This is a genomic window from Vulcanimicrobium alpinum, assembly GCF_027923555.1.
Classification (GTDB): Bacteria; Vulcanimicrobiota; Vulcanimicrobiia; order Vulcanimicrobiales; family Vulcanimicrobiaceae; genus Vulcanimicrobium; species Vulcanimicrobium alpinum.
This window is the reverse complement of record NZ_AP025523.1, coordinates 489,252-508,936: the sequence shown is the minus strand read 5'-3', so window position 1 is coordinate 508,936 and position 19,685 is coordinate 489,252. Positions and strand designations below refer to the sequence as shown.

Sequence of the window (19,685 nt, the reverse complement as noted above, 5' to 3'; positions counted from 1 at the left end):
GCTTGCACATCGACCGTTTCCCCGCCGTCGCCGCCGCTCGCGCCGACGGTCGCGTCATCGCCGACAACGCCGGCGGGACGCAGGTGCCGCGCGAATGCGTCGAGGCGGTCGGCGCCTATCTCGCGCGGGACAACGCGCAGAAAGGCGGAACGTTCGCGCGCAAGATCCGCACGACGGAGACGGTCGAGCGCGCGCGTGCGGCGTACGCGGAGCTCGCCGGCGTGCCGCCCGAGACGATCGGTTTGGGCGCCAACTCCACCACGATCGCGCTGGCAATGTCGCGCGCGCTGGCATCCTCGATCCGGCCCGGCGACCGGATCGTCGTCACCGACAGCGACCACTACGCCAACGTCGTGCCGTGGACGTCGCTGCGCCGTTTCGGCGCCGAGGTCGACCGCATCCCGGTCGACGCGCGCGGCGAACTCGACGAGCGCGCGTTCGCGCAGGCGCTGGCGCGCGAGCCGGTGCTCGTGGCGCTGCCGTGGGCATCGAACGGGACCGGCAACGTCTTCGACGTCGCGCGGCTCTCCGCGGCAGCGCAGGACGCGGGCGCGCTCGTGATCGCCGATGCGGTGCAGGCGGCGCCGCACGTCTCGCTCACGATCCCCGACACGCTCGACGCGCTGTTCTTCTCGACGTACAAAGTTTACGGCCCGCACCTCGGCGTGTGGTACGCGCGGCCGGAACTCGCCGAACGCTTCTTCACCGCCGACGAGGACGCGCTGCCGAGTTCCGGCGTGCACTGGTCGATGGAGACCGGGACGCAGAGCCACGAAACGCTGGCCGGCTGGCTCGGCACCGCGGAGTATCTGCGCGGCATCGGCGACGGCAGCGTCCGCACCGCGATCGCGCGGATCGACGCCTACGAGCGCGAGCTCGCGGCGTATGCGCGCGCCCGCTTCGCCGAGCGCGCCGACGCCGTGACGCTCTACGGACGCCCCGCAAAGGAGGAGCGTTTGCCGGTCTTCGCGTTCAACGTCCGCGGCGTCGCACCGCAAACGCTCGCGGAAACGCTCGAAGCTCACGGCGTGGAAGCGGCGCTCGGCGACTACTACACGCCCCGCCTGATGCGCACGCTCGCGCCGGAGACGAACGGCGTCGCGGTGCGCCTCTCCTTCGCGCACTACAACGACACCGCCGACATCGACCAGGCCTTCCGCGCAATCGACGCCGTGATCGGCATCGCCGCCTGAACCCTGTCACGCTGAGCTTGTCGAAGCGCAGTTCCTGACGTGCACGAAGCGGGCGACGCTTCGACAGGCTCAGCGTGACGCTTCTTCGTAGAAGGACCTGATGCGAATCGCGATTCAGGCCGGGACGTTCTTCGACGGGACCGCGGCGCCACCGCGGACGAACGTCACGCTCCTCGTGGAGGACGGCCGCGTCGCGAGAATCGGCGACGGCGATCCCGGGACGGTCGATCGCCGCTACGAAGCGGCATGCGTCGTTCCGGGGCTGATCAACGCGCACGTCCACCTCGAAGCGAACGGCGAGCCCGACATCACGTCGCTGTTCATCCTGAAGACACCGCTGGAACGGACGCTCGACGCCGTGCGCAACGCGCGGCTGGCGCTCGAAGCCGGCGTGACGACGGTGCGCGACCTCGGCGGTGCCGAGTCGAACGCGATCGCGCTGCGCGACGCGATCGCGAAAGGCGATCATCCTGGTCCGACGATCGTCGCCGCGGGGCGCGCGCTCTGCATGACCGGCGGTCACGGCTGGTTCGTCGGCCGCGAGACCGACGGCCCGTGGGATGCGCGCAAAGCCGTCCGCGAGCAGCGCAAAGCCGGCGCCGACTGCATCAAGCTGATCGCCACCGGCGGCGTGCTGACGAAGGGCGCCGTCCCGGGGCTCGACCAGCTCACCGAAGAGGAGATGCGCGCGGCGATCCTCGAGGCGCGCACGCATGGAATGCGCGTCGCGGCGCACGCGATCGGGACCAACGGGATCAAGAACGCGCTGCGCGCCGGCGTCGACTCGATCGAACACGGCCATCTGCTCGACGACGAAGCGATCGAACTGTTCAAAGAGCGCGGCGCGTGCGTCGTGCCGACGCTCGCAGCGGTTTCGTGCATTTACGAAAACGCGAAGAACGGCGCCCAGCCCGACTATGTCGTTCGTAAGGCGACCGAGCTCTACGACAAATCCCGCGAGAACATCGGCCGCGCATGGCGCGCCGGCGTGCCGATCGCGGGCGGCAGCGACGCCGGGACGCCGTACAACTTCCACCAGAACTACGCCTATGAAGTCGAGCTGATGGTGACGCAGATCGGGATGACGCCGCAGCAGGCGCTCACCGCGGCAAATTCGACCTCCGCCGCGCTGCTCGCGGTCGACGCCGGGACGCTCGCTGAGGGCGCACCGGCCGACCTGCTGCTCCTGCGCGGCGACGTCGCGCAGGACGTGCGCGCGCTGCGCGATCCGCGCGTCGTGATCAAGCGCGGCGCCGTCGCCCACGAACGCGCCTAGCGCGGTGGATCTCGCGGGCCTGCGGGTTGCGGTTCTCGGCCCGATCTCGTGGCCGTCGCCGCCGCCGGGCTACGGTCCGTGGGAGCAGGTGGCGTACGACATTGCGCACGGGATGGCGCAGCGCGGCCTCGACGTCACCTTGTTCGCGACCGCGAACTCGACGAATCCCGGCCGCCTCATTTCCGTCGTCCCCGTCGGTCTGAACGAGGACGCGAACCTCAACGGTGAGCTCTGCACCGAACTGCACGTCGCATCGTGCTTCGCTCGCGCGCATGAGTTCGACGTGATCCACAACAGCCTCGACTGGAAGCCCCTGCTGCACGCGCTCGCGACGCCCGCGCCGCCGCTGCTGACGACCGTCCACGGGTTTTCTTCGCCGCCGATCCTCGGCGCCTACTATGCCGGCGCGTCACGCTCATTCTACTGTTCGATCAGCGACGCCGATCGCGATCCGGGTCTCTCGTATCTGGCGACGACGTACAACGGAATCGACCCGTCGGTATGGACGTATCGCGATCGTCCGGGCGACTATCTCCTCTTCTTCGCGCGCTTCCACCCGGAGAAAGGCGCACACAACGCGATCGCGGTCGCGCGCCGCGCCGGCGTACGGCTGAAGATGGCCGGGATCCCGCACGACGACGCGTACTATCGCGAGCAGATCCTGCCGCACGTCGACGGCGACGCCGTGCAGATGCTCGGCCACGTCCAAGGCGCCGCGCGCGACGAGGTGATCGGCAACGCGCTCGCGCTCGTGCACCTGACGACGCGTCCGGAGCGCTTCGGACTCACGCTGATCGAAGCGATGGCCTGCGGCACGCCGGTGCTCGGCGCGCGCATGGGCTCGATCCCCGAGATCGTCGTCGACGGCGAGACCGGGCTGCTGTGCGACGGCATCGACGATGCCGTTGCGACGGTGCCGCGCCTCGCCTCGCTCTCGCGAGCCGCCTGCCGCGCCCACGTCGAAACCACGTTCTCACGCGAACGGATGATCGACCGCTATCTCGACGCCTATCGCGAAGCGCTGCAGATGCGCACCCCGCCGCCCCCAACCGCGGAGCACCTCCGCTGGCGGGCGCACGATTGGTGGGACCGCCCGATGGCCTTCACCGACCTTCCCGAACGCCCGGCCCACGCAATCGATCTCTCGCCCTTCGCCTAGCAGGCCGATGAAAAATCGGCCGAGTTGATGTTGGCGTGACGGCGTTTTTCGCGTATTATAAGAGCAAGTCTCCTCATACCTTGGTGAGGTTGCGGCCGATGCGGACTCATGATGAGCAGCGTGCATCCGTTTGGACGACGTTGCAGCCGGAAGACACCGTGCCCGGCGATCATCCGTTGCGCCCGATGCGCGTGATGGTCAACGAAATTCTGCGCGAACTCTCGCCGGAGTTTTCCAAGCTCTACTCCCGACGGGGCCGGCCATCGATCGCGCCGGAGAAGCTGCTGCGAGCCTTGCTGTTGCAAATGTTCTACTCGATCCGCAGCGAGCCGATGCTGCTGGAGCAGTTGCGTTACAATTTGCTCTTTCGTTGGTTCGTGGGCTTGAGCATGGACGACAAGATCTGGGACCCCTCGACGTTCAGCAAGAACCGCGATCGGTTCTTGAATGGCGAAATCTCCGAGCGGTTCTTCGCCGCCGTGGTCGAGCGGGCGCGTGCCGACGAACTGCTCTCGAACGAGCATTTCACCGTCGATGGGACGCTAATCGAGGCGTGGGCCAGCCACAAGAGCTTTCGGCCCAAGTCGGACGACGAACCGCCGACCTCGAGCGGCGGTCGCAACGAGGGCGTGAACTTTCGTGGCCGGCCGCGCAGCAACGAGACGCACGTCTCGAGTACCGATCCGGACGCGCGGTTGTACCGCAAGAGCAGCGGCGCGCCGGCGATTCTCGGCTATCTCGGACATGCTCTGATGGAGAATCGCAACGGCTTGATCGTCGGCGTAAAGACCACTCGCGCGACCGGGATCGCCGAACGCGAAGCAGCGCTGGAATTGATTCGCGGGGTCAGCGGAAGCAACCGAATCACGCTCGGCGCCGACAAGGCGTACGATACCAAAGACTTTGTCGAGGCGTTGCGAGCGCTCAACGTGACGCCGCACGTTGCTCAAAATACGACCCGTCGCCGCAGCGCGATCGACCGCCGAACCGTCCGCCATCCGGGCTACACGGTGAGTCAACGCAGGCGCAAGTTGATCGAGGAGAGCTTCGGGTGGGGCAAGACGATCGGCCGATTGCGCAAGGTGCATTTCCGCGGGCTTGATCTGGTCGGCGACATTGTGCGCTGGACGGCCGCGGCGTACAACTTGATCAGGATACGCAATCTGAGGGCCGCGACATGATGCGAAGTGATGCTGACCCGAGGGGCGTTTTCGAGATGAACCGCTCGGCAACGGGCTTCGAGAGGTCCGCCGACGTCCCGAAAACCGTGCTGAACGGGCAGTTCGCGAACCACGCGCCGATTTTTTCACGGGGCTGCTAGCACCCCTCGTCACGCTGAGCCTGTCGAAGCGCAGCCGCCGCCGCGCAAGGGGGTCATCGCAATGCGGCGGCGCGGTTGTCGATCCAGTGCAGGGACGCGCGGGAGCGTTCCGCCGTCGCCAGCGCGTCCTCGACCGTCTCGCCCAGGACGGTGAAATGGCCCATCTTGCGACGCAGCGCGGCGTGGGCTTTGCCGTAGACGTGAAGCTTCAGCAGCGGCTCGCGCAGGATCACGTCGATCCCGCCGAGCGTATCGCCGGCGCCGGCGCCGAGAATGTTCACCATCACCGCCGGAAGGAACTGGCGCGGCTCGACAAGCGGCAACCCGCAGATCGCGCGCACGTGCGCCTCGTACTGCGAGAGCGACATCGCGTCGAGCGAATAGTGCCCGCTATTGTGCACGCGCGGCGCGATCTCGTTAACGAGCAGATCGTCACCCGCGGCGAAGAACTCCACGCAGAACGTCCCCACGATCTCCAGCCGCTCGGCGATCGTGGTCGCGTAGCGCCTTGCGCGCTCGGCGAGCGCCGGAGCGATCCTTCCGGGAACGATCGTCGTCGCCAGCACGCCGTGATCGTGCTGATTCTCCGACGTCGGAAACGCGATCACTTCGCCGTGCGCGTTGCGCGCCGCGATGATCGAAAGCTCGCAGTCGAACGGGATCATCCGCTCCCAGATGAGCGCCGCGCCCTTCGCCTGCGTCCACGCACGCTCGGCGTCCTCGCGCGAGCGCACGACCCATTGCCCTTTCCCGTCGTAGCCGCCCATCGTCGTTTTCACGACGCCGGGATAGCCGATCGCGCGTTCGGCGGCCTCGAGTTCGTCGTGCGAACGGACCGGCGCGAAGTCGGCGGTCGGGATCCCGCACTCGCGTACGAACGTCTTCTCGAGGATGCGCTCCTGCGTGATCCGCAGGGCCGTCGAACCGGGATGGACGATCCGGCGATCGTGTTCGAGCGCGAGCACCGACTCCAGCGGAATGTTTTCGAACTCGTAGGTGACGACGTCGCAACGCGCGCCGAGCTCGCCGATCGCGCGCAGATCGTCGTAGGCCGCGACGATCTGCTCGTCGGCGATCTGTCCGGTCGGGGAATTCGGAAACGGCTCAAGCGTCACGATGCGGTACCCCATCCGCTTCGCCTCGAGCGTCAGCATCCGCCCGAGCTGACCGCCCCCGAGGATGCCGATCGTGTGAATCGCGCTCACAGCTCGATCGCCTCGACCTCGGCCGTGATCTTCGCGACCCGTTCGGCGAGGCGCTGCGCGAGCGCCGCATCCTGCAGGGCGAGGATCCGCGCCGCGAACAGCGCCGCGTTCGCCGCACCGCCGATCGCCATCGCGGCGACGGGAACGCCGGCCGGCATCTGCGCGATCGAGAGCAGCGAATCGAGGCCGTTGAGCGCCTTCGACTGCACCGGGACCCCGATGACCGGCAGGTTGGTCTTGGTGGCGATCATCCCCGGCAAGTGCGCCGCGCCGCCCGCGCCCGCGATGATCACCGCAAGCCCACGACCCGCTGCCTCGCTCGCGTAGCGAAACATCAAGTCCGGCGTGCGATGCGCGGAGACGACCTTCAGCTCGAACGCGACGCCGAGTTCCTGGAGCATCGTCGCGGCCGCGCGCATCGTGTCGAGGTCGGAGGTGGATCCCATGACGATCCCGACCCGGGGCGATTCACTCATCGCCGACGGCGTTCGGGCCGCTCCGGCGGCCGCCCTCGCTTCGTTGCGCGGTCATGCTGCGCGTCGCCGTCCAGGCGGCTGCGTCGTTGGGCGGGTACTAGGCAACGTGCGCTTCTCTGTCGGGATCAACTACTGGCCCAATCGCAGTGCGATGGCGATGTGGGAGCGGTTCGACGCGGGCGAGATCCGCGAGGACTTCGCGCGGATCGCGGCGCTCGGGCTCGACACCGTGCGATTCTTCCTGCGTTGGGCCGACTTTCAGCCGCAGCCCGACACGGTCGAACCGACGATGCTTGCCCGGCTCGAGGCGTTCGCCGATCTCGCTGCGGAGGCCGGCCTGCGCACGATGCCGACGCTCTTCTGCGGCCACATGAGCGGAGTGAACTGGCTGCCGTCGTGGTCGCTCGATCCGGCAACGCCTGCCGGGCGCTTCCGCACCATCACCGAGCGCGGAGAATCCAATCGCGGAATCGGCGATTTCTATCGCGGCGCGCTGCTCGGCGCACAGCTCGTGTTCGCTCGTGCCGCCGGCGAGCGGCTGCGCGCGCATCCCGCAGTCTGCGCGTGGGATCTCGGTAACGAGTTCACCAACTTGCGCGAACCCGACGACGAGTACGTCGCCGCCGACTGGTCGCGCCGCTTGACGAAAGCGCTCGAGGAGACATCGGGAATTCCGGTGACCGCCGGGACGCACGGTGAGGACCTCACCCGCGATCGCAACCTGCGCCTCGGCTCGCTGTGCGCGTCGTTCGCCTACGCGACGATGCACGGCTATCCGGTGTACAGCGCATTCGCGCGCAATCGGCTCGATCCCGAAGTGGTGCCGTTTCTCGCGCATCTCACCGCGGGATTCTCCCGCAAGCCCATCCTCTTCAGCGAGCTCGGAGCGCCGACGTGTCCGGGACGCAAGCTCTCGCCGTTCGATCGCATCGCCCTCCCCGACGAACCGCCGACGCCGACGATCTCACCCGACGATCCGGTACTCGCGACGTATGCGTGTCTGACGGAAACCGAAACTGCCGACTACTGCACCGCCGTGCTCGAACGTCTTCACGCCGACGGCCGCCTCGGCGCGTGGTGGTGGTGCTGGGCAGATTACGCCGACGCGCTGCGCGACGAGCCGCCCTTCGATCGCGCGCCGCACGAGCGGTCGTTCGGGATCATCCGCAGCGACGGCACGTCCAAGCCCGTCGCCGATGCGCTGGCTGCCTTCGCCCGTCAACGTCGCTCGGTGCTGCCGACGAACGATATCCCGCTGATCGCCGACACCTACTACTACCGCACGCTGCCGCAGAGCACGCTGACGCTCTACGACGGCTTCCTGCGCGCGGTCGAGGAACGCGGCGGCCGGGCGGGGTAAGCCGCTTCGTGCGCGATAACGACGTCCGGAAGAAACTCGCTGCCGGCGAAGCGGCGCTCGGCATCTGGGTGAGCATCGCCGACCCGCTCGCCGTCGAGATGCTTGCGATCGGCGGCTGGGATTGGCTCCTCATCGACATGGAGCACGGTCCCGTCCCGCTCTCCGACGCGGCGACGATGGTGACCGCGATCCGCGCCGGCGGCGCGACGCCGTTCGTGCGCCCCGCATGGAACGAGAGCGCGCAGATCCAGCGCGTTCTCGATCTGGGCGCGTACGGGATCATCGTGCCGGTGGTCAACGACGTCGACGCGGCGCGCGCGGTCGTGCGCGACGCGCGCTTCCCGCCGCTGGGCGAACGCAGCCGCGGCGGCGTCCGCGCAAACCTCGCTTTCCGCACCGATCCGAACACGTACAGCGAGCGCGCGAACGACACCGTCAGTGTCTTCGTGCAGACCGAGACCCGCGAAGCAGCCGAGAACGCCGTTGCGATCCTCGCCGTAGACGGCGTCGATGGGCTCTTCGTCGGCCCCAACGACCTCGCCGCATCCTACGGGATGCGCTATCCGGATGCGTGGAACAGCGACGGCCCGTACATGGACGCCGTGCGCCGCATCCCGCAGCAGTGCCGCGACGCCGGAAAAGTAGCGGGGATCCTGGCGCGCGACGCGGCGCAGGCGAAAGAGATGCTCGCGCTCGGCTATCGCTTCGTCGGGGTGATCAGCGACATGTCGTGCTTGACCACCGGCGCCGCGGCGGCGCTGCGCGAGGTGCGCGGCGCGGTTCGATGAGCGTCATCGTGATTACCGGCGCGTCGTCGGGGATCGGACGCGCCCTCGCTCTGCGGGCCGCGCGCGCCGGGTACGACGTGGTCGGGATCGGGCGCAACCGCATCGCACTCGACGCGCTCGCCGAACGCGTGCGGTCGGAGGGCGGACGGATCGCGGTCGAGGCGCTCGACGTCGCCGATCCCGCGAACGCAAAACGCGTCGTCGACCTCGCGCACCGCGCGTTCGGGAGCATCGACGTCCTGGTGAACAACGCCGGGCACGTCGCCGTCGGCGCGCTGGTCGAACAGAGCGATGACGCGCTGCGCGCGCAATTCGGCACCCACGCGATCGGCCCGATCGCGCTCGTGCGCGAAGCGCTCCCGCTGCTGCGCGCGTCGCGCGGACAGGTGTTCCTGGTCGGAAGCGGGGTCGCGCGCGTGCCGGTGCACGGGCTGGGCGCATATGCGCCGTCGAAGGCCGCGACCCGTTCGATCGCCGCGATCTTGCGCCGCGAACTCAAAACTGACGGGATCGCGGTGACGTACGTCGACCCGGGCGTCGTCGACACCGCGTTCATGAGCCGCGCCGGGATGCCGGGTGCGCCCGCCGCGATCATGGCGACGCCTGAGACCGTCGCGCGCAAGATTCTGCTCGCGGTTGCACGGCGTCCGCGCGTGCTCAACGCGGTGCCGTGGCAGACGGCGTTCGTCGGCCTCGCCGAGTTTTTTCCGCACGTCACCGATTTCGTGCTCGAGCGGAATCCCACGCTCGTCGGCACGCAATCCTCGCCGGAGCCTGCACTCGCCGCAAGCGCCGCACCCGTCGCGCTGCCGCCTGCGCCGGACGAAGCCGAAGCGTCGCTGCACACGCCGGCCGAGGCTGGCTCCTTCGACGCGGCGATCGAGCCGGTGCGGCGGCGGATGGAGCGCGTGCGGCTGAGCGAGCCGTTCGTGCGCGGTCTGCTGCAGCCCGACGCGTTCCTCGAACCCGACGAGGTCGCGCTGCGGTGGGCCGGGATGCCCAACAAGAACGAGCGCGCCGCGACCGTCGAAGTGCTCGACGCGCTTCATGCCGCCGGCTTTCTCGCGCGCGACGGCGAGGCGTACCGGGTACTGCGGGCCCCGTGATCTACCGCATCGCCGAGCGATCGCGCGGGACGTTCGCGTTCGTCATGGCGATGTGCGCGGCGTTCTTCGTGCTGACGATCGCGGCGATGCTCCTCTATCCCGGCGGCAGCCTCGTACAGCGCAACGGGACGGGCTACGCATTTTTCGAGAACTTCTTCAGCGATCTGGGGCAGACGCACACGCACTCGGGCGCGTCGAACCTGCCGTCGCTCGTGCTCTTCACGATCGCGCTCAACGCGCTCGCGATCGGGCTGGCGATCTTCTTCGTCGGCTTCACGCGGCTGTTCACCGAATCGGGCCGGGCGATACTGCTCGCGCGGATCGCTGCGTTCGCCGGGGTGATCTCCGCGGTGAGCTTCGCCGGCGTGGCGTTCACGCCGTGGAATCTCTACCTGCGCGCGCACAACGAGTTCGTGACGTGGGCGTTCCGGTCGTTTCTCCTCGCGGTCGTGCTGATGATCGTCGCGATCGCAATCGAGCGGGGATTCCCGAAGCGGTTCGCCTGGGTGTTCGCTGCATTCGCCGTGGTGCTCGCCGCATACGTCGCGCTGCTCGCGTTCGGCCCGACCCTGGCGACGCCCCAGGGCGCGAAGATCCAAGTCACCGGCCAGAAGATCATCGCCTACACCTCGGTCGCAACGATCTTCGTCCAAGCCTGGATGGCCCGCGCCCTGTCACCCTGAGCCTGTCGAAGGGACGCCCCAATCATGCAATTGAGAAACGCACCTCTGCCGTACGCGATCGGGGCTGCGCTTCGACAAGCTCAGCGTGACTACCAGTAGGCGGCGTCCTTTTGTTTGGTGTCTTTCCACTTGCCGAAGAGTTCGGCATTGGTGCGGAACTCGTTCTGCAGATCGTCGATGCGCGCGGTGTCGAGCGGGTGATCGCGCAGCCACGTGTTCTGGCCGGGGCCGTACGACTCGGTCATGATCTGGAAGAACCACACCATCCCCCAGGGATTGAACTGGTTCGTCGCAGCCATGATCCGGGCGCCTTCTTCGTCGGCCTGCGCCTCGATGTGCCGCGATTGCGCGGCGTCGGAACCTGCGACCGCATACTGCGAACCGTAGTCGATCGCCGCCCCGGCCAGCGGCCCCAGCACGACCTGCGACAACACCGAAACGACCGATGCGGCCGTCCCTTTCTTCTGCAGCGACGACATGCGCTGGGCGACGTGGTGCAGGACCATGTGGCCGGTCTCGTGCGCGAGCACCCCGGCGAGTTCGTCGCGGTTCTTCGCCAGCCGCAGCAGCGGCTCGTTGACGTAGATGTTCCCGCCGGGGACGGAGAAGGCGTTCGCGGAGTCGCCGCGGACGATGTAGTACCGGATCGGATACGGATACCGGGTCCGCACGGTCTCGGCGATCACCGAGCCGATCTCGTTGAGATGTTCGTAGAACGACGAGTCGAACAGCAGATCGCCGTCGTCGCGAAGCTGACCGAACACCTCGCGGCCCACCGACGGTTCGTCGATCCCCGCGACCGCCGGCATCACGTGCGTCAGCTCGGTGATGCCGACGGCGGCGATGAGACTGCGGACGAACGCGCTGCGTTGCATGGAACTATCCCCTCGGAAAGGACTCGGTTGACGCTACAACGGTCCCTGCTCCTCGTCGGTTGCGCGTACGGCGCACTGCTCCTGTGCGCGGCGCCCGGAGACGCCGCGCCCGCAACGTCGCGCTTCAGCGCCCCCACGGGTTCGCTGGCCGGGATGCATCCCGACGGGGCCGCGAACCCGAAAACGCTGCTGCACATCGCGATCGAACTGCAGCCCAAAGCCGACCTCGACGCGCTCGCGGCGGCGATGTCGGATCCGGCGTCGCCGGGGCATCGCATGACGCTCACCCGCGATGCGTTCGTCGAGCGGTTCGGCCGGGCGCCGGACGCGCGTGCGCTCAACACCCTGCTCAAGGCGAACAGCGTCAGCGACATTGCGACGGCGGGCGACGGGCTCGTCGTCGGCGGCATCTTGACCGTCGAGCAAGCCGAGCACCTCTTCCATGCAACGTGGTCGAAATGGACCGACGGCACGCGTACCGCGCTCGCGCCGGCGGGACCGCTGACCGTCCCAGCGCCCAACGTGCGCGACGTGCGCGGCGTGGTGGTCGCGACGACGCCGCGGCTCAACGACACCCGTCCGTCGTTCACGTACTTCCGCGGCGATTGGTACGAACCCGCGCGATTCCGTTCGATGACCGACGCGGTCGACGGCGGCGGGAGCGGTCAGCGCATCGTCGTCGTCGAGGACGCGTCCGACCGCTTCGATACGAACGACGTGCGCAAGTTTCTCACCGCCGAAGGACCGCCGCCGGGCGCGACCGAGCGCAGCGTGAGCGAGCGCAGCTTCGCGTTCAAATCACCGTCGAGCGACTGCGGCCGCGACGATCGCGGTCAGGAAGGGGCGCTCGACGTCGACGCGTCGCTGACGATGGCCCCGCTCGCCGAGACGATCGCCGCGTACGACGACGTCTGCTCGGCCGGCAACGACGGCACGCTCGCGCTGGCGCGCGCGCTCGATCTCGATCCCACCGTCATCGTCTTTCCGTTCACCGTCGGACCGGTCGACGGATCGATCGCGTCGCGCTACGGACAGACGACGATCCCGCAGCTCGAGGCGATCGTGCGCGGAATCCCGCTCGTCGTTCCCGCCGGCGACGACGGGGCCTACGGCTATCGCGAAGCCGGGATCGAACGCCCGCGCGTGGCGTGGCCCTGCGTTTCGCCGTACGTGATCTGCGCGGGCGGGACGCAGCTCGGCGATCGCGACGGCGTCGCCGACGAAGGTCCGTGGAACGACGACGACCACGCGACCGGCGGCGGGATCTCGCGCGAACCGCGCCCGGCCTGGCAGAACGCGCCGGGCGACTTCATCTTCTCGACCGCGTACGTGAAGAACCGCATCGTCCCCGACGTCGCCGGCGACGCTGCCGGCCACCTGCGCGTCTACTGGCACGGCTACGGCTTGGGCGGCGTCGGCGGCACCAGCGAGAGCGCCTCGCTCGTCGGAGCGGAACTTGCGGCGATCAACAGCCTCGTTGCGCCCGGACGGCGCTTGCTGACCGCGGGCGATCTCTATGCATTGGCTCGCACCGCGCCTGCGGCGTTTCGCGACGTGAGCCGCGAAAACGACCGCGGCTGGAAAGACAACACGCTGCGTCCCCGGCGCAAAGCGCTGCCGAAAAACTTCCGCGGCATCCTCCCCACACCGGCGCCCCTCGTACGCGGCTGCACCGACCAGCAGCCCGACGGCTGCACCGTCACCACCGGCTACGACGCCGTCACCGGCATCGGCTCGATCAAAGAAAAATCCGCCGTCGAAGCCCTCCGCTAAGTCACGTTGTCACGCCGAGCTCGTCGAAGCGCAGCCGAGATCGCGGCCGCCGAGATCGCGGCCGCCGAGGAGTCCGCTGCTCTCCGGATTCGGGCAGCGCTTAGACAGGCTCAGCGTGACGACGCCGATGATGACGACGAAAAAGGGCGTCGCCGCGCGGCGCTGACGGCGAGCGCACCGAAGAAGATCAGCGTCGCAAGCAGCACGATCGTCGCGCCGCTCGCCGCACGCAACTGATACGACGCATACAGCCCGCCGACGGTCGCAGTCACGCCGAACCCGATCGACAGCAGCATCATCGGCACGAAGCGTCGCGTCAACTGCGCCGCCGCCGCCGCCGGCGTGACCAGCAGCGCCGCAACCAGGACGATCCCCACCAACTGCAGCGACACGATGATCGTCAACGCCAAAATCACCAGCAGCGCATCGTCGACGAACTGCTCGCGGATCCCCGCCGCCTGCGCAACCACCGGATCGAAGGACGTATACAGCAGCGGCCGCCAGAGCGCCCCCACCACAAACGCCACGATCAGCCCCAGCACGAGCACGTTGAGCAAGTCCCCCGACGACACGCCCAAAATGTTCCCGAACAGAAAACTCTGCAGATCCAGCGTCGCGCGCGTCGAGCGCGACATCAGAAAAATCCCCAGCGCGAATGCGCCGGTGAACAGCACGCCGATCGCCGTATCCAGTGACACCCGCGCCCGCCGGTGCACGAACCCGATTCCCAGCGCCGTGACGACGGTCGCGATCGTCGCCCCGATCCAGAAGCTCCCGCCGCGCAGATAAGCGATCACGATCCCGGCGAACGACGCGTGTGCGAGCCCGTCGCCGATGAACGAAAGCTTCCGCAGTACGACGTAGGTTCCCAGCGCCGAGCACAGCGCCCCGACCACGATCGCAGCGAGAAACGCGCGCTGCATGAAGTCCGGCGCGAACGGCGCGAGCAGACCGTCCACTAACGCTTGTGCCCGTGCACGTGGGTGTGTTCACGGATCCCCGCGTACGCGCCGGACTCCAGCACGTCGTCGGGCTTCCCGTCGGCGAGCACGCGGCGGTCGACGACGATCAGGCGATCGAACCACTCCGGCGCGCGGTCGAGATCGTGCGTCGTCATCAGCACCGGGAGCCCGTCGGCAACGAGCCCGCGCACCAGCTCCCGCAGCGCCTCTTCGGTCGTCGCATCGACACCGGTGGTCGGTTCGTCGAGCAGTAGCAGAAGCGGTTCCTGCGCGATCGCGCGCGCGACGAACGCGCGCTGCTGCTGGCCCCCCGAGAGTTCGCTGATGTGCCGGTCGGCGATCGGGCCGAGGTCGAGCGCCTCGATCGCGCGCGCAACCGCGCGATGATCGTGCGCGGAGAACCGCCGGAACGCGCCGACGCGCGGATAGCGTCCCATCGTGACGACGTCGCGCACGCTGACCGGGAAGCTCCAGTCGACGTCTTCGATCTGCGGCACGTAGCCGATAGTCCCAGGCGGCAACTTCTCCGGCGGCATCCCGCCGACGCGCACCGTCCCGCCGCTCGGCTTGACCAGCCCCGCGACCGCTTTGAGCAGCGTCGATTTTCCGGAGCCGTTCGGGCCTACGATCCCAAGCGCGGTCCCGCGCGGCAACTCGACGTCGACCCCGTCGAGCGCGACGACGCGATCGTACTGCACGCGCAAGCCTTGGACGTCGACCGCGTTGGGAACGTTCATTTCAGCGCGGCCACGATCGCATCGGTATCGGTGTCGATCATTCCGACATAGGTGCGCACGCCCGCCGCGCTGCCGAGCGAATCGTCGTAGAGAAACGCGACCGTGAGGCCCCCGGCGCTTGCCGCGAGCGTGCGTGCCAGTTTGTCACTATATTCATGCTCCGCGAACACCGCCGGAACACCTTGCGCGCGCGCCAACTGCACCAAATCGGCGATGTGCCGCGGGTTGGGCTCGGCGCCGGCGACCGGCTCGATCGCGCCGACAATCTTCAGCCCGAAGCGCCGGGCGTAATAGTCGAAGGCGTTGTGAAAGACGATCATCGTGCGCCGCGGCGGCGGGATCGTCGCGATCTTCATCCGTGTGCGCGCGGTCAGCGCAGCGAGTTCCGCATCGTACGCATGCGTCGCGGTGCGATACGTCGCCGCGTTGGGAGCGTCGGCCGCCGCGAGCGCCGCGCCGATCTTCGCGACATACGCGCGCGCGAGTTCGGGGTCCATCCACAGATGCGGGTTCCCGCCGAGGACCGGGAGACCGTCGCTGCAGATGACGATGCGCAGGCGTGGATTCGCAGCGTTGCGCACCGTCGCGTCGAGCCACGACTCGAGGCCGGCGCCGTTCTCGATCAGCACGTCGGCGTCGTGCAGGGCCGCGATGTCGTCCGGCGCCGGCTGATAGTCTTCGGGCGAGACCCCGACCGGGACGAGGGAGCGGACGTCGGCGGACGGCCCGGCGGCTCCCTTTGCCAGCGACGCGAGCGTTGAGGTCGTCGCTACCACGCGAAGCGGCCCGGGCCGGCGCTCCGACGACTGGGCGCACGCGGAGAGCGCGATCAGGACGAACAACGCCGCCGCGAGCCGAGGGAGAGGCATCGCCCTGATACTCGGCGCGCGTGCGGGTTGTCCCTGTGCCCGCGCGGCCCGGCCTGGGCGAACGGGAACGTCAGCTGCGCAGCTTCGCGGCAGTGCTGCGCGCGCGAGCAACGAGCTGCATCAAGTTGCGACGCGCGGCTGGGCGATCGGGACGGGGCACGCCCGACAGCCAAACGTTGAGCGCGTGCCAACCGGGGCCGACCGGCTCTTCGCGCGACGCGGGCGCGAGCAATCGCGGATCGGCCACGTCACCGCAACGCACCATCAGCTCGTGCATGCTGAACGCGGTGGCGTACATCACCCCTGACGGAGCGATAAGCACGGGGGCGCCCATGAGCATCCATGCGTCCTTGCGCGAGGGAGCCAGGTCGATGAGCTCGCCGACGAGGTCGGGATGCGTCCGCAACTCGCCCATCGTTACGTCGCGAACCGCCCGCAGTTCCGGCACGAAGCGCGGCCAGAGCTGTTCCGCCAGCGTCAGATGCCGGCGCAGAAACGCGATGACCTCCGCATTGCGGGGATCATCGCACGGATCGCGATGCCGGCCGAACACGCCTACCGACTCCGCCGGGAGTGCGAGTGCTCCCTTTGACAGGGGGGCCCCCACCCTGCTAGAATCCGTCGGTCCACGTGGGGGTGTAGCTCAGTTGGTAGAGCACTTGCTTCGCATGTAAGGGGTCAGGAGTTCGAGTCTCCTCACCTCCACCACGTCGGGACCCGCGTCCGTTAAGGATTTGCGGGTCTTTCTTTTTTGCCGGACGAGCCCTCGTCGGCCGTTACATCTGTTCCCGCTGCGCGGCGTAGCGTTCGTCTTCAGTTCGAAACTGATCGTCGACCCCAATCCGGTGCCTTTTTCGGAACCGCGCTCGTTCACGGTGACGGCTCGCTTCATGCGATTACGGTGCCGGGGTTGCCGGCACCATCACGGGCGGTCCGAGCGGAAACGGCCTTTCGGGCACGGAGTTCGTATTTTGAAACACCGAAATCAGCCACGTGCCGGAATGCTTTCGCAGCACCATCGTCTGTAAGCCCATCTTCGGCTCCGGCATACCGGGGGGCATCTTCGCACCCGTCATCGTCCACGTTTCGTGGACCACCGCGATGTCGCTCGCAAGAAACCGGACCGCAGGTCGGTCGAACGCCAGCGCGCTGTCGCGGAAGACGAACGTGAACGCTGCCGTCAGCTTGCGTTCAATTTCCGAGCGACCGCGCCACCACCAACCGACAACATTGACCACGTCGGCGTCTTCCGTGAACAGCGCGGCATAGGCTTTTGCGTCGTGCCGGTTCCACGCGTCCGCTTGCCGTTTCGAAACGAGCGAACGAATCTCGGCTTCATCTCCGCTCGGGCCGGCGCTGCACACAGTTGCCGGCGCCGCGAGCAGCACGGTCAAGAGGACCGAACTCAACTGCTTCACCGCGTTCCCTCCACGTGTTCTCAGCGAGTGCGCGGGCAATTGCGTTCGGCGAAATGCCCGTCCGGCCTGGAGCCGGACGAGCATTACTTCCTTCGCCCGCTTAACGAGCTACTGGGTCTTGCACTTGATGAATTTGCCTTTGGCATCGCGGCACTGCTTTTTCATCGGCATCGTCGTCGTCGTTTTGCATTTGACGAATTTGCCTTTGGCGTCGCGGCACTGTTTGGCATCGACAGTTCCGGAAAGTCCGAGGACGAATGCGAGGGCGCAGGCGGCGGTAATGAAACGATGCATCGAAGTCGACCTCCTTGAGAAGAAGTGCGATGGAAGGCACGCGCTCATGCCGGCGGTTTGAGCTCGACGGCGATCGCGCGCAGTTCGGTGGTCCCGACGTTCTCGGTCGCGTGGGGGCCGCGCGCCGGAGCCCAGAGCGATGCTCCGGGCGCGGGCTGCGCGTCGAGCGTGCGCGAGTCGAACAGGACGTTGCCGTCAGGATCGTATCGGACAATTTCGCTCCACGTCAGCACGCAGAGGCTGCCGGGCCACTCGTGGGTATGCACCGGCGTGCGTTCTCCCGGAGCGATGCGTGTGTCGAGGATCCGCACACGATCGTTCTCCAAGAGCACGTCGTGGTTGGCGGGCGCCGCGGTCATCGCATCGAGTGGATCCACGTCGCCGCACTACCGCGATCGATGTGATTGCCCCTTCGACCAAGGGGAGCAACCGGACAAAGCGAACGTCGTGCCGGTGCATGCGCGAGCGTTGGCAGCCGGCCTGGTCCTCGTACTGCTGGCGTACGTCATTCGGGCGTCGCCCGGCGCTGCCGCCGCGGCGCGGACGTTTCCGGGCTCCGCTACGGGCTCGGTGAAGTCGCGTCCGGTGCGCGCAAACGCCGTCGACGACGCGAAGGTGGATGCGCGCGACGCCCTCGACCGATCGTGCGCCAACCTGGCGAAAGCGATGCACGCGCGCCGCGGCACGACGTCCAACGTCCGCATCGTCAAGGTCGACGTATCGGACGGCCGGGGTTCAGGCTGGGATGCAACGGTAACGCTCTCCGATATGTGCACCCTGGACGGATAAGCCCCCGGACGCGATCGCGGCGCCTGGTCCAAGGGACCGTGCAAGCGGCGCGGAAGTCCACCTCTCCGCCGCCGCCGCGACCGAGCGAGAGGGACGCAATTGCGCTGCGGCAGCGACCACGATCCACGAGAGGCAGACGCCATGGTTCATGCGGTCGCGCTCTTTTCCGTTCTCCGCGACGTTCGCGTTCGCCGGAGACTCGCCGTGTTCGCTTCGCTCGCACTGCTGGCGTTCGTCGGGCCGTCCGTGCGCGCGGGCGCGCAAGATACCGGCGGAAACGTTCGCACGTACTACATCGCCGCTGACGAGCTCGACTGGGATTACGCGCCCAGCGGGCTCGACAAGATGATGGGAATGCGGCCGGAAGGATACGCAAAGCTCTACACCGCGCGCGACAAGCACACCATCGGCAAAGTCTTCCGCAAGGCGATGTATCGCGAGTACACCGATGTGACGTTCCACTGCCTCAAGCTGCGAACCGCGCAAGACGCGTATCTGGGCATCGTCGGCCCGATCGTGCACGCGGAAGTCGGCGACACGATCAAGATCGTGTTCCGCAACCACGGTACGCACCCGTACAGCCTCCACCCGCACGGCGTGTTCTACAAGAAAGCGTCCGAGGGTTCGGGATACGCCGACGGCGTTGCCGCGTCGGCGAAGGGCGGCGCCGCGGTCGCGCCCGGCGGTACCTTCACGTACATGTGGGACGTCCCGGAGCGCGCCGGCCCCGGCCCGGCGGATTCGAGTTCGGTCGTGTGGCTCTATCACTCGCATGTCGACGAGCGCCGCGACGTCAATGCCGGTCTCATCGGCGCGATCGTCGTCACCGCGCGCGGCATGGCGAAGGCCGACGGCACTCCGAAAGACGTCGATCGCGAAGTCGTCAGCTTCTTCGTCGCTTTCGACGAAAATCAGAGTTCGTTCATCAACGAGAACATCCGGCGTTTTGCCGCCGATGCGAAGAAGCACAACAAGTTCGACGCCACGCCGTCCGACGCATCGGGGAATCTCGACATTCTCCTGGGCAAAGGATCCGGACCCGCGAACCTGCGCTGGTCGATCAACGGCTACCAGTTTGCGAACGGACCGATGCCGCAGATGAAGCGCGGGGACCGCGTTCGCTGGTATCTGCTCACGCTGGGCGAGGGCTTGAATTTCCACACTCCGCACTGGCACGGCAACACGGTGCTGGTGCACGGTGAGCGCACCGACGTCGTCCCGATCTCGCCGGCTCAGATGCTCACGGCCGACATGGTCCCCGACGATCCCGGGATTTGGCTGTTCCACTGTCACGTCAGCGACCACATGGAGGGCGGCATGGTCGCGCGCTATCAGGTCTTCAAGGTGGACGCTCGGATTGTCATGCAGGACTAGAAAACGATGTCCCGCAAGGTCGGCTTA

The 19,685-nt window shown here is 67.7% G+C and carries 21 protein-coding genes and 1 tRNA gene; 13 read left to right on the top strand and 9 right to left on the bottom strand.

What is annotated here, in order from left to right; all coding sequences use genetic code 11:
• The first annotated feature begins 2 nt into the window (after positions 1–2).
• The 4 genes from WPS_RS02485 (at position 3) to WPS_RS02470 (ending at position 4,809) form a co-directional block, all read left to right on the top strand.
• Complete coding sequence (locus WPS_RS02485; protein WP_317996284.1) at positions 3–1,193, top strand: aminotransferase class V-fold PLP-dependent enzyme; 1,191 nt, start codon at positions 3–5, stop codon at positions 1,191–1,193.
• Between the two features lie 100 nt (positions 1,194–1,293).
• On the top strand, positions 1,294–2,469 hold the full coding sequence (locus tag WPS_RS02480; protein WP_317996283.1) for a metal-dependent hydrolase family protein: 1,176 nt from the start codon (positions 1,294–1,296) through the stop codon (positions 2,467–2,469).
• Between the two features lie 4 nt (positions 2,470–2,473).
• The gene (locus tag WPS_RS02475; RefSeq protein ID WP_317996282.1) at positions 2,474–3,628 is read left to right on the top strand and encodes a glycosyltransferase family 4 protein; all 1,155 of its coding nucleotides are present in this window, start codon (positions 2,474–2,476) and stop codon (positions 3,626–3,628) included.
• A 98-nt stretch (positions 3,629–3,726) separates the two neighbouring features.
• Positions 3,727–4,809 carry an IS5 family transposase gene (locus tag WPS_RS02470; RefSeq protein ID WP_317994189.1) on the top strand — a complete coding sequence of 361 codons (1,083 nt, stop codon included), beginning with the start codon at positions 3,727–3,729 and terminating at the stop codon, positions 4,807–4,809.
• 193 nt (positions 4,810–5,002) lie between these two features.
• On the opposite strand, the gene purK is transcribed toward WPS_RS02470, so the two are convergent.
• Both purK and purE read right to left on the bottom strand, forming a co-directional pair.
• The gene (gene purK, locus WPS_RS02465; protein WP_317996281.1) at positions 5,003–6,154 is read right to left on the bottom strand and encodes a 5-(carboxyamino)imidazole ribonucleotide synthase; all 1,152 of its coding nucleotides are present in this window, start codon (positions 6,152–6,154) and stop codon (positions 5,003–5,005) included.
• Positions 6,151–6,630: a 5-(carboxyamino)imidazole ribonucleotide mutase gene (gene purE, locus WPS_RS02460; RefSeq protein ID WP_317996280.1), complete on the bottom strand. Its 480-nt coding sequence runs from the start codon at positions 6,628–6,630 to the stop codon at positions 6,151–6,153. The genes purK and purE overlap by 4 nt, the downstream gene beginning before the upstream one ends.
• A gap of 106 nt (positions 6,631–6,736) precedes the next feature.
• Here purE and WPS_RS02455 point away from each other — a divergent pair, with 106 nt between their 5' ends.
• Genes WPS_RS02455 through WPS_RS02440 form a run of 4 tightly spaced genes read left to right on the top strand, consistent with a single transcriptional unit; the run spans position 6,737 to position 10,567 of the window.
• Positions 6,737–7,990 (top strand): glycoside hydrolase 5 family protein, encoded by a 1,254-nt coding sequence (locus WPS_RS02455; RefSeq protein WP_317996279.1) that lies wholly within the window; start codon positions 6,737–6,739, stop codon positions 7,988–7,990.
• An 8-nt stretch (positions 7,991–7,998) separates the two neighbouring features.
• Positions 7,999–8,778 (top strand): HpcH/HpaI aldolase family protein, encoded by a 780-nt coding sequence (locus tag WPS_RS02450; RefSeq protein ID WP_317996278.1) that lies wholly within the window; start codon positions 7,999–8,001, stop codon positions 8,776–8,778.
• Positions 8,775–9,884, top strand: coding sequence for an SDR family NAD(P)-dependent oxidoreductase (locus WPS_RS02445; RefSeq protein WP_317996277.1), 1,110 nt, complete (start codon positions 8,775–8,777; stop codon positions 9,882–9,884). The genes WPS_RS02450 and WPS_RS02445 overlap by 4 nt, the downstream gene beginning before the upstream one ends.
• Complete coding sequence (locus tag WPS_RS02440) at positions 9,881–10,567, top strand: hypothetical protein (protein ID WP_317996276.1); 687 nt, start codon at positions 9,881–9,883, stop codon at positions 10,565–10,567. The genes WPS_RS02445 and WPS_RS02440 overlap by 4 nt, the downstream gene beginning before the upstream one ends.
• Before the next feature lie 89 nt (positions 10,568–10,656).
• Here the strand turns inward: WPS_RS02440 and WPS_RS02435 are convergent, their stop codons facing one another.
• A complete protein-coding gene (locus WPS_RS02435) occupies positions 10,657–11,442 on the bottom strand; it encodes a M48 family metalloprotease (protein WP_317996275.1) in 786 nt (261 codons plus the stop codon).
• Positions 11,443–11,469: 27 nt separating this feature from the next.
• On the opposite strand from WPS_RS02435, the gene WPS_RS02430 reads away from it, so the two are divergent.
• A complete protein-coding gene (locus WPS_RS02430) occupies positions 11,470–13,215 on the top strand; it encodes a protease pro-enzyme activation domain-containing protein (protein WP_317996274.1) in 1,746 nt (581 codons plus the stop codon).
• Positions 13,216–13,325: 110 nt separating this feature from the next.
• Here the strand turns inward: WPS_RS02430 and WPS_RS02425 are convergent, their stop codons facing one another.
• From WPS_RS02425 to WPS_RS02410, 4 genes are all read right to left on the bottom strand, one after another.
• On the bottom strand, positions 13,326–14,174 hold the full coding sequence (locus tag WPS_RS02425; protein WP_317996273.1) for a metal ABC transporter permease: 849 nt from the start codon (positions 14,172–14,174) through the stop codon (positions 13,326–13,328).
• A complete protein-coding gene (locus WPS_RS02420) occupies positions 14,174–14,914 on the bottom strand; it encodes a metal ABC transporter ATP-binding protein (RefSeq protein ID WP_317996272.1) in 741 nt (246 codons plus the stop codon). Before WPS_RS02420 ends, WPS_RS02425 begins: the two co-directional genes overlap by 1 nt.
• The gene (locus tag WPS_RS02415; RefSeq protein WP_317996271.1) at positions 14,911–15,783 is read right to left on the bottom strand and encodes a metal ABC transporter substrate-binding protein; all 873 of its coding nucleotides are present in this window, start codon (positions 15,781–15,783) and stop codon (positions 14,911–14,913) included. Before WPS_RS02415 ends, WPS_RS02420 begins: the two co-directional genes overlap by 4 nt.
• A 70-nt stretch (positions 15,784–15,853) precedes the next feature.
• The gene (locus WPS_RS02410; RefSeq protein WP_317996270.1) at positions 15,854–16,336 is read right to left on the bottom strand and encodes a hypothetical protein; all 483 of its coding nucleotides are present in this window, start codon (positions 16,334–16,336) and stop codon (positions 15,854–15,856) included.
• Positions 16,337–16,415: 79 nt separating this feature from the next.
• Between WPS_RS02410 and WPS_RS02405 the strand changes: the two genes are divergently transcribed.
• Positions 16,416–16,491: transfer RNA gene (locus WPS_RS02405), tRNA-Ala, on the top strand.
• Positions 16,492–16,679: 188 nt separating this feature from the next.
• Here the strand turns inward: WPS_RS02405 and WPS_RS02400 are convergent.
• Positions 16,680–17,201, bottom strand: a complete 522-nt coding sequence (locus WPS_RS02400; RefSeq protein WP_317996269.1) for an SgcJ/EcaC family oxidoreductase — start codon at positions 17,199–17,201, stop codon at positions 16,680–16,682.
• 27 nt (positions 17,202–17,228) lie between these two features.
• Here WPS_RS02400 and WPS_RS02395 point away from each other — a divergent pair, with 27 nt between their 5' ends.
• Positions 17,229–17,513: a hypothetical protein gene (locus WPS_RS02395; RefSeq protein WP_317996268.1), complete on the top strand. Its 285-nt coding sequence runs from the start codon at positions 17,229–17,231 to the stop codon at positions 17,511–17,513.
• A 26-nt stretch (positions 17,514–17,539) separates the two neighbouring features.
• Here the strand turns inward: WPS_RS02395 and WPS_RS02390 are convergent, their stop codons facing one another.
• Positions 17,540–17,872: a cupin domain-containing protein gene (locus WPS_RS02390; protein WP_317996267.1), complete on the bottom strand. Its 333-nt coding sequence runs from the start codon at positions 17,870–17,872 to the stop codon at positions 17,540–17,542.
• 76 nt (positions 17,873–17,948) lie between these two features.
• Here WPS_RS02390 and WPS_RS02385 point away from each other — a divergent pair, with 76 nt between their 5' ends.
• Together WPS_RS02385 and WPS_RS02380 are read left to right on the top strand one after the other, a co-directional pair.
• Entirely contained in the window at positions 17,949–18,284 is a 336-nt protein-coding gene (locus WPS_RS02385; RefSeq protein ID WP_317996266.1) for a hypothetical protein, read from the top strand.
• A 204-nt stretch (positions 18,285–18,488) separates the two neighbouring features.
• Positions 18,489–19,658, top strand: a complete 1,170-nt coding sequence (locus WPS_RS02380; RefSeq protein ID WP_317996265.1) for a multicopper oxidase domain-containing protein — start codon at positions 18,489–18,491, stop codon at positions 19,656–19,658.
• Positions 19,659–19,685 lie beyond the last annotated feature (27 nt).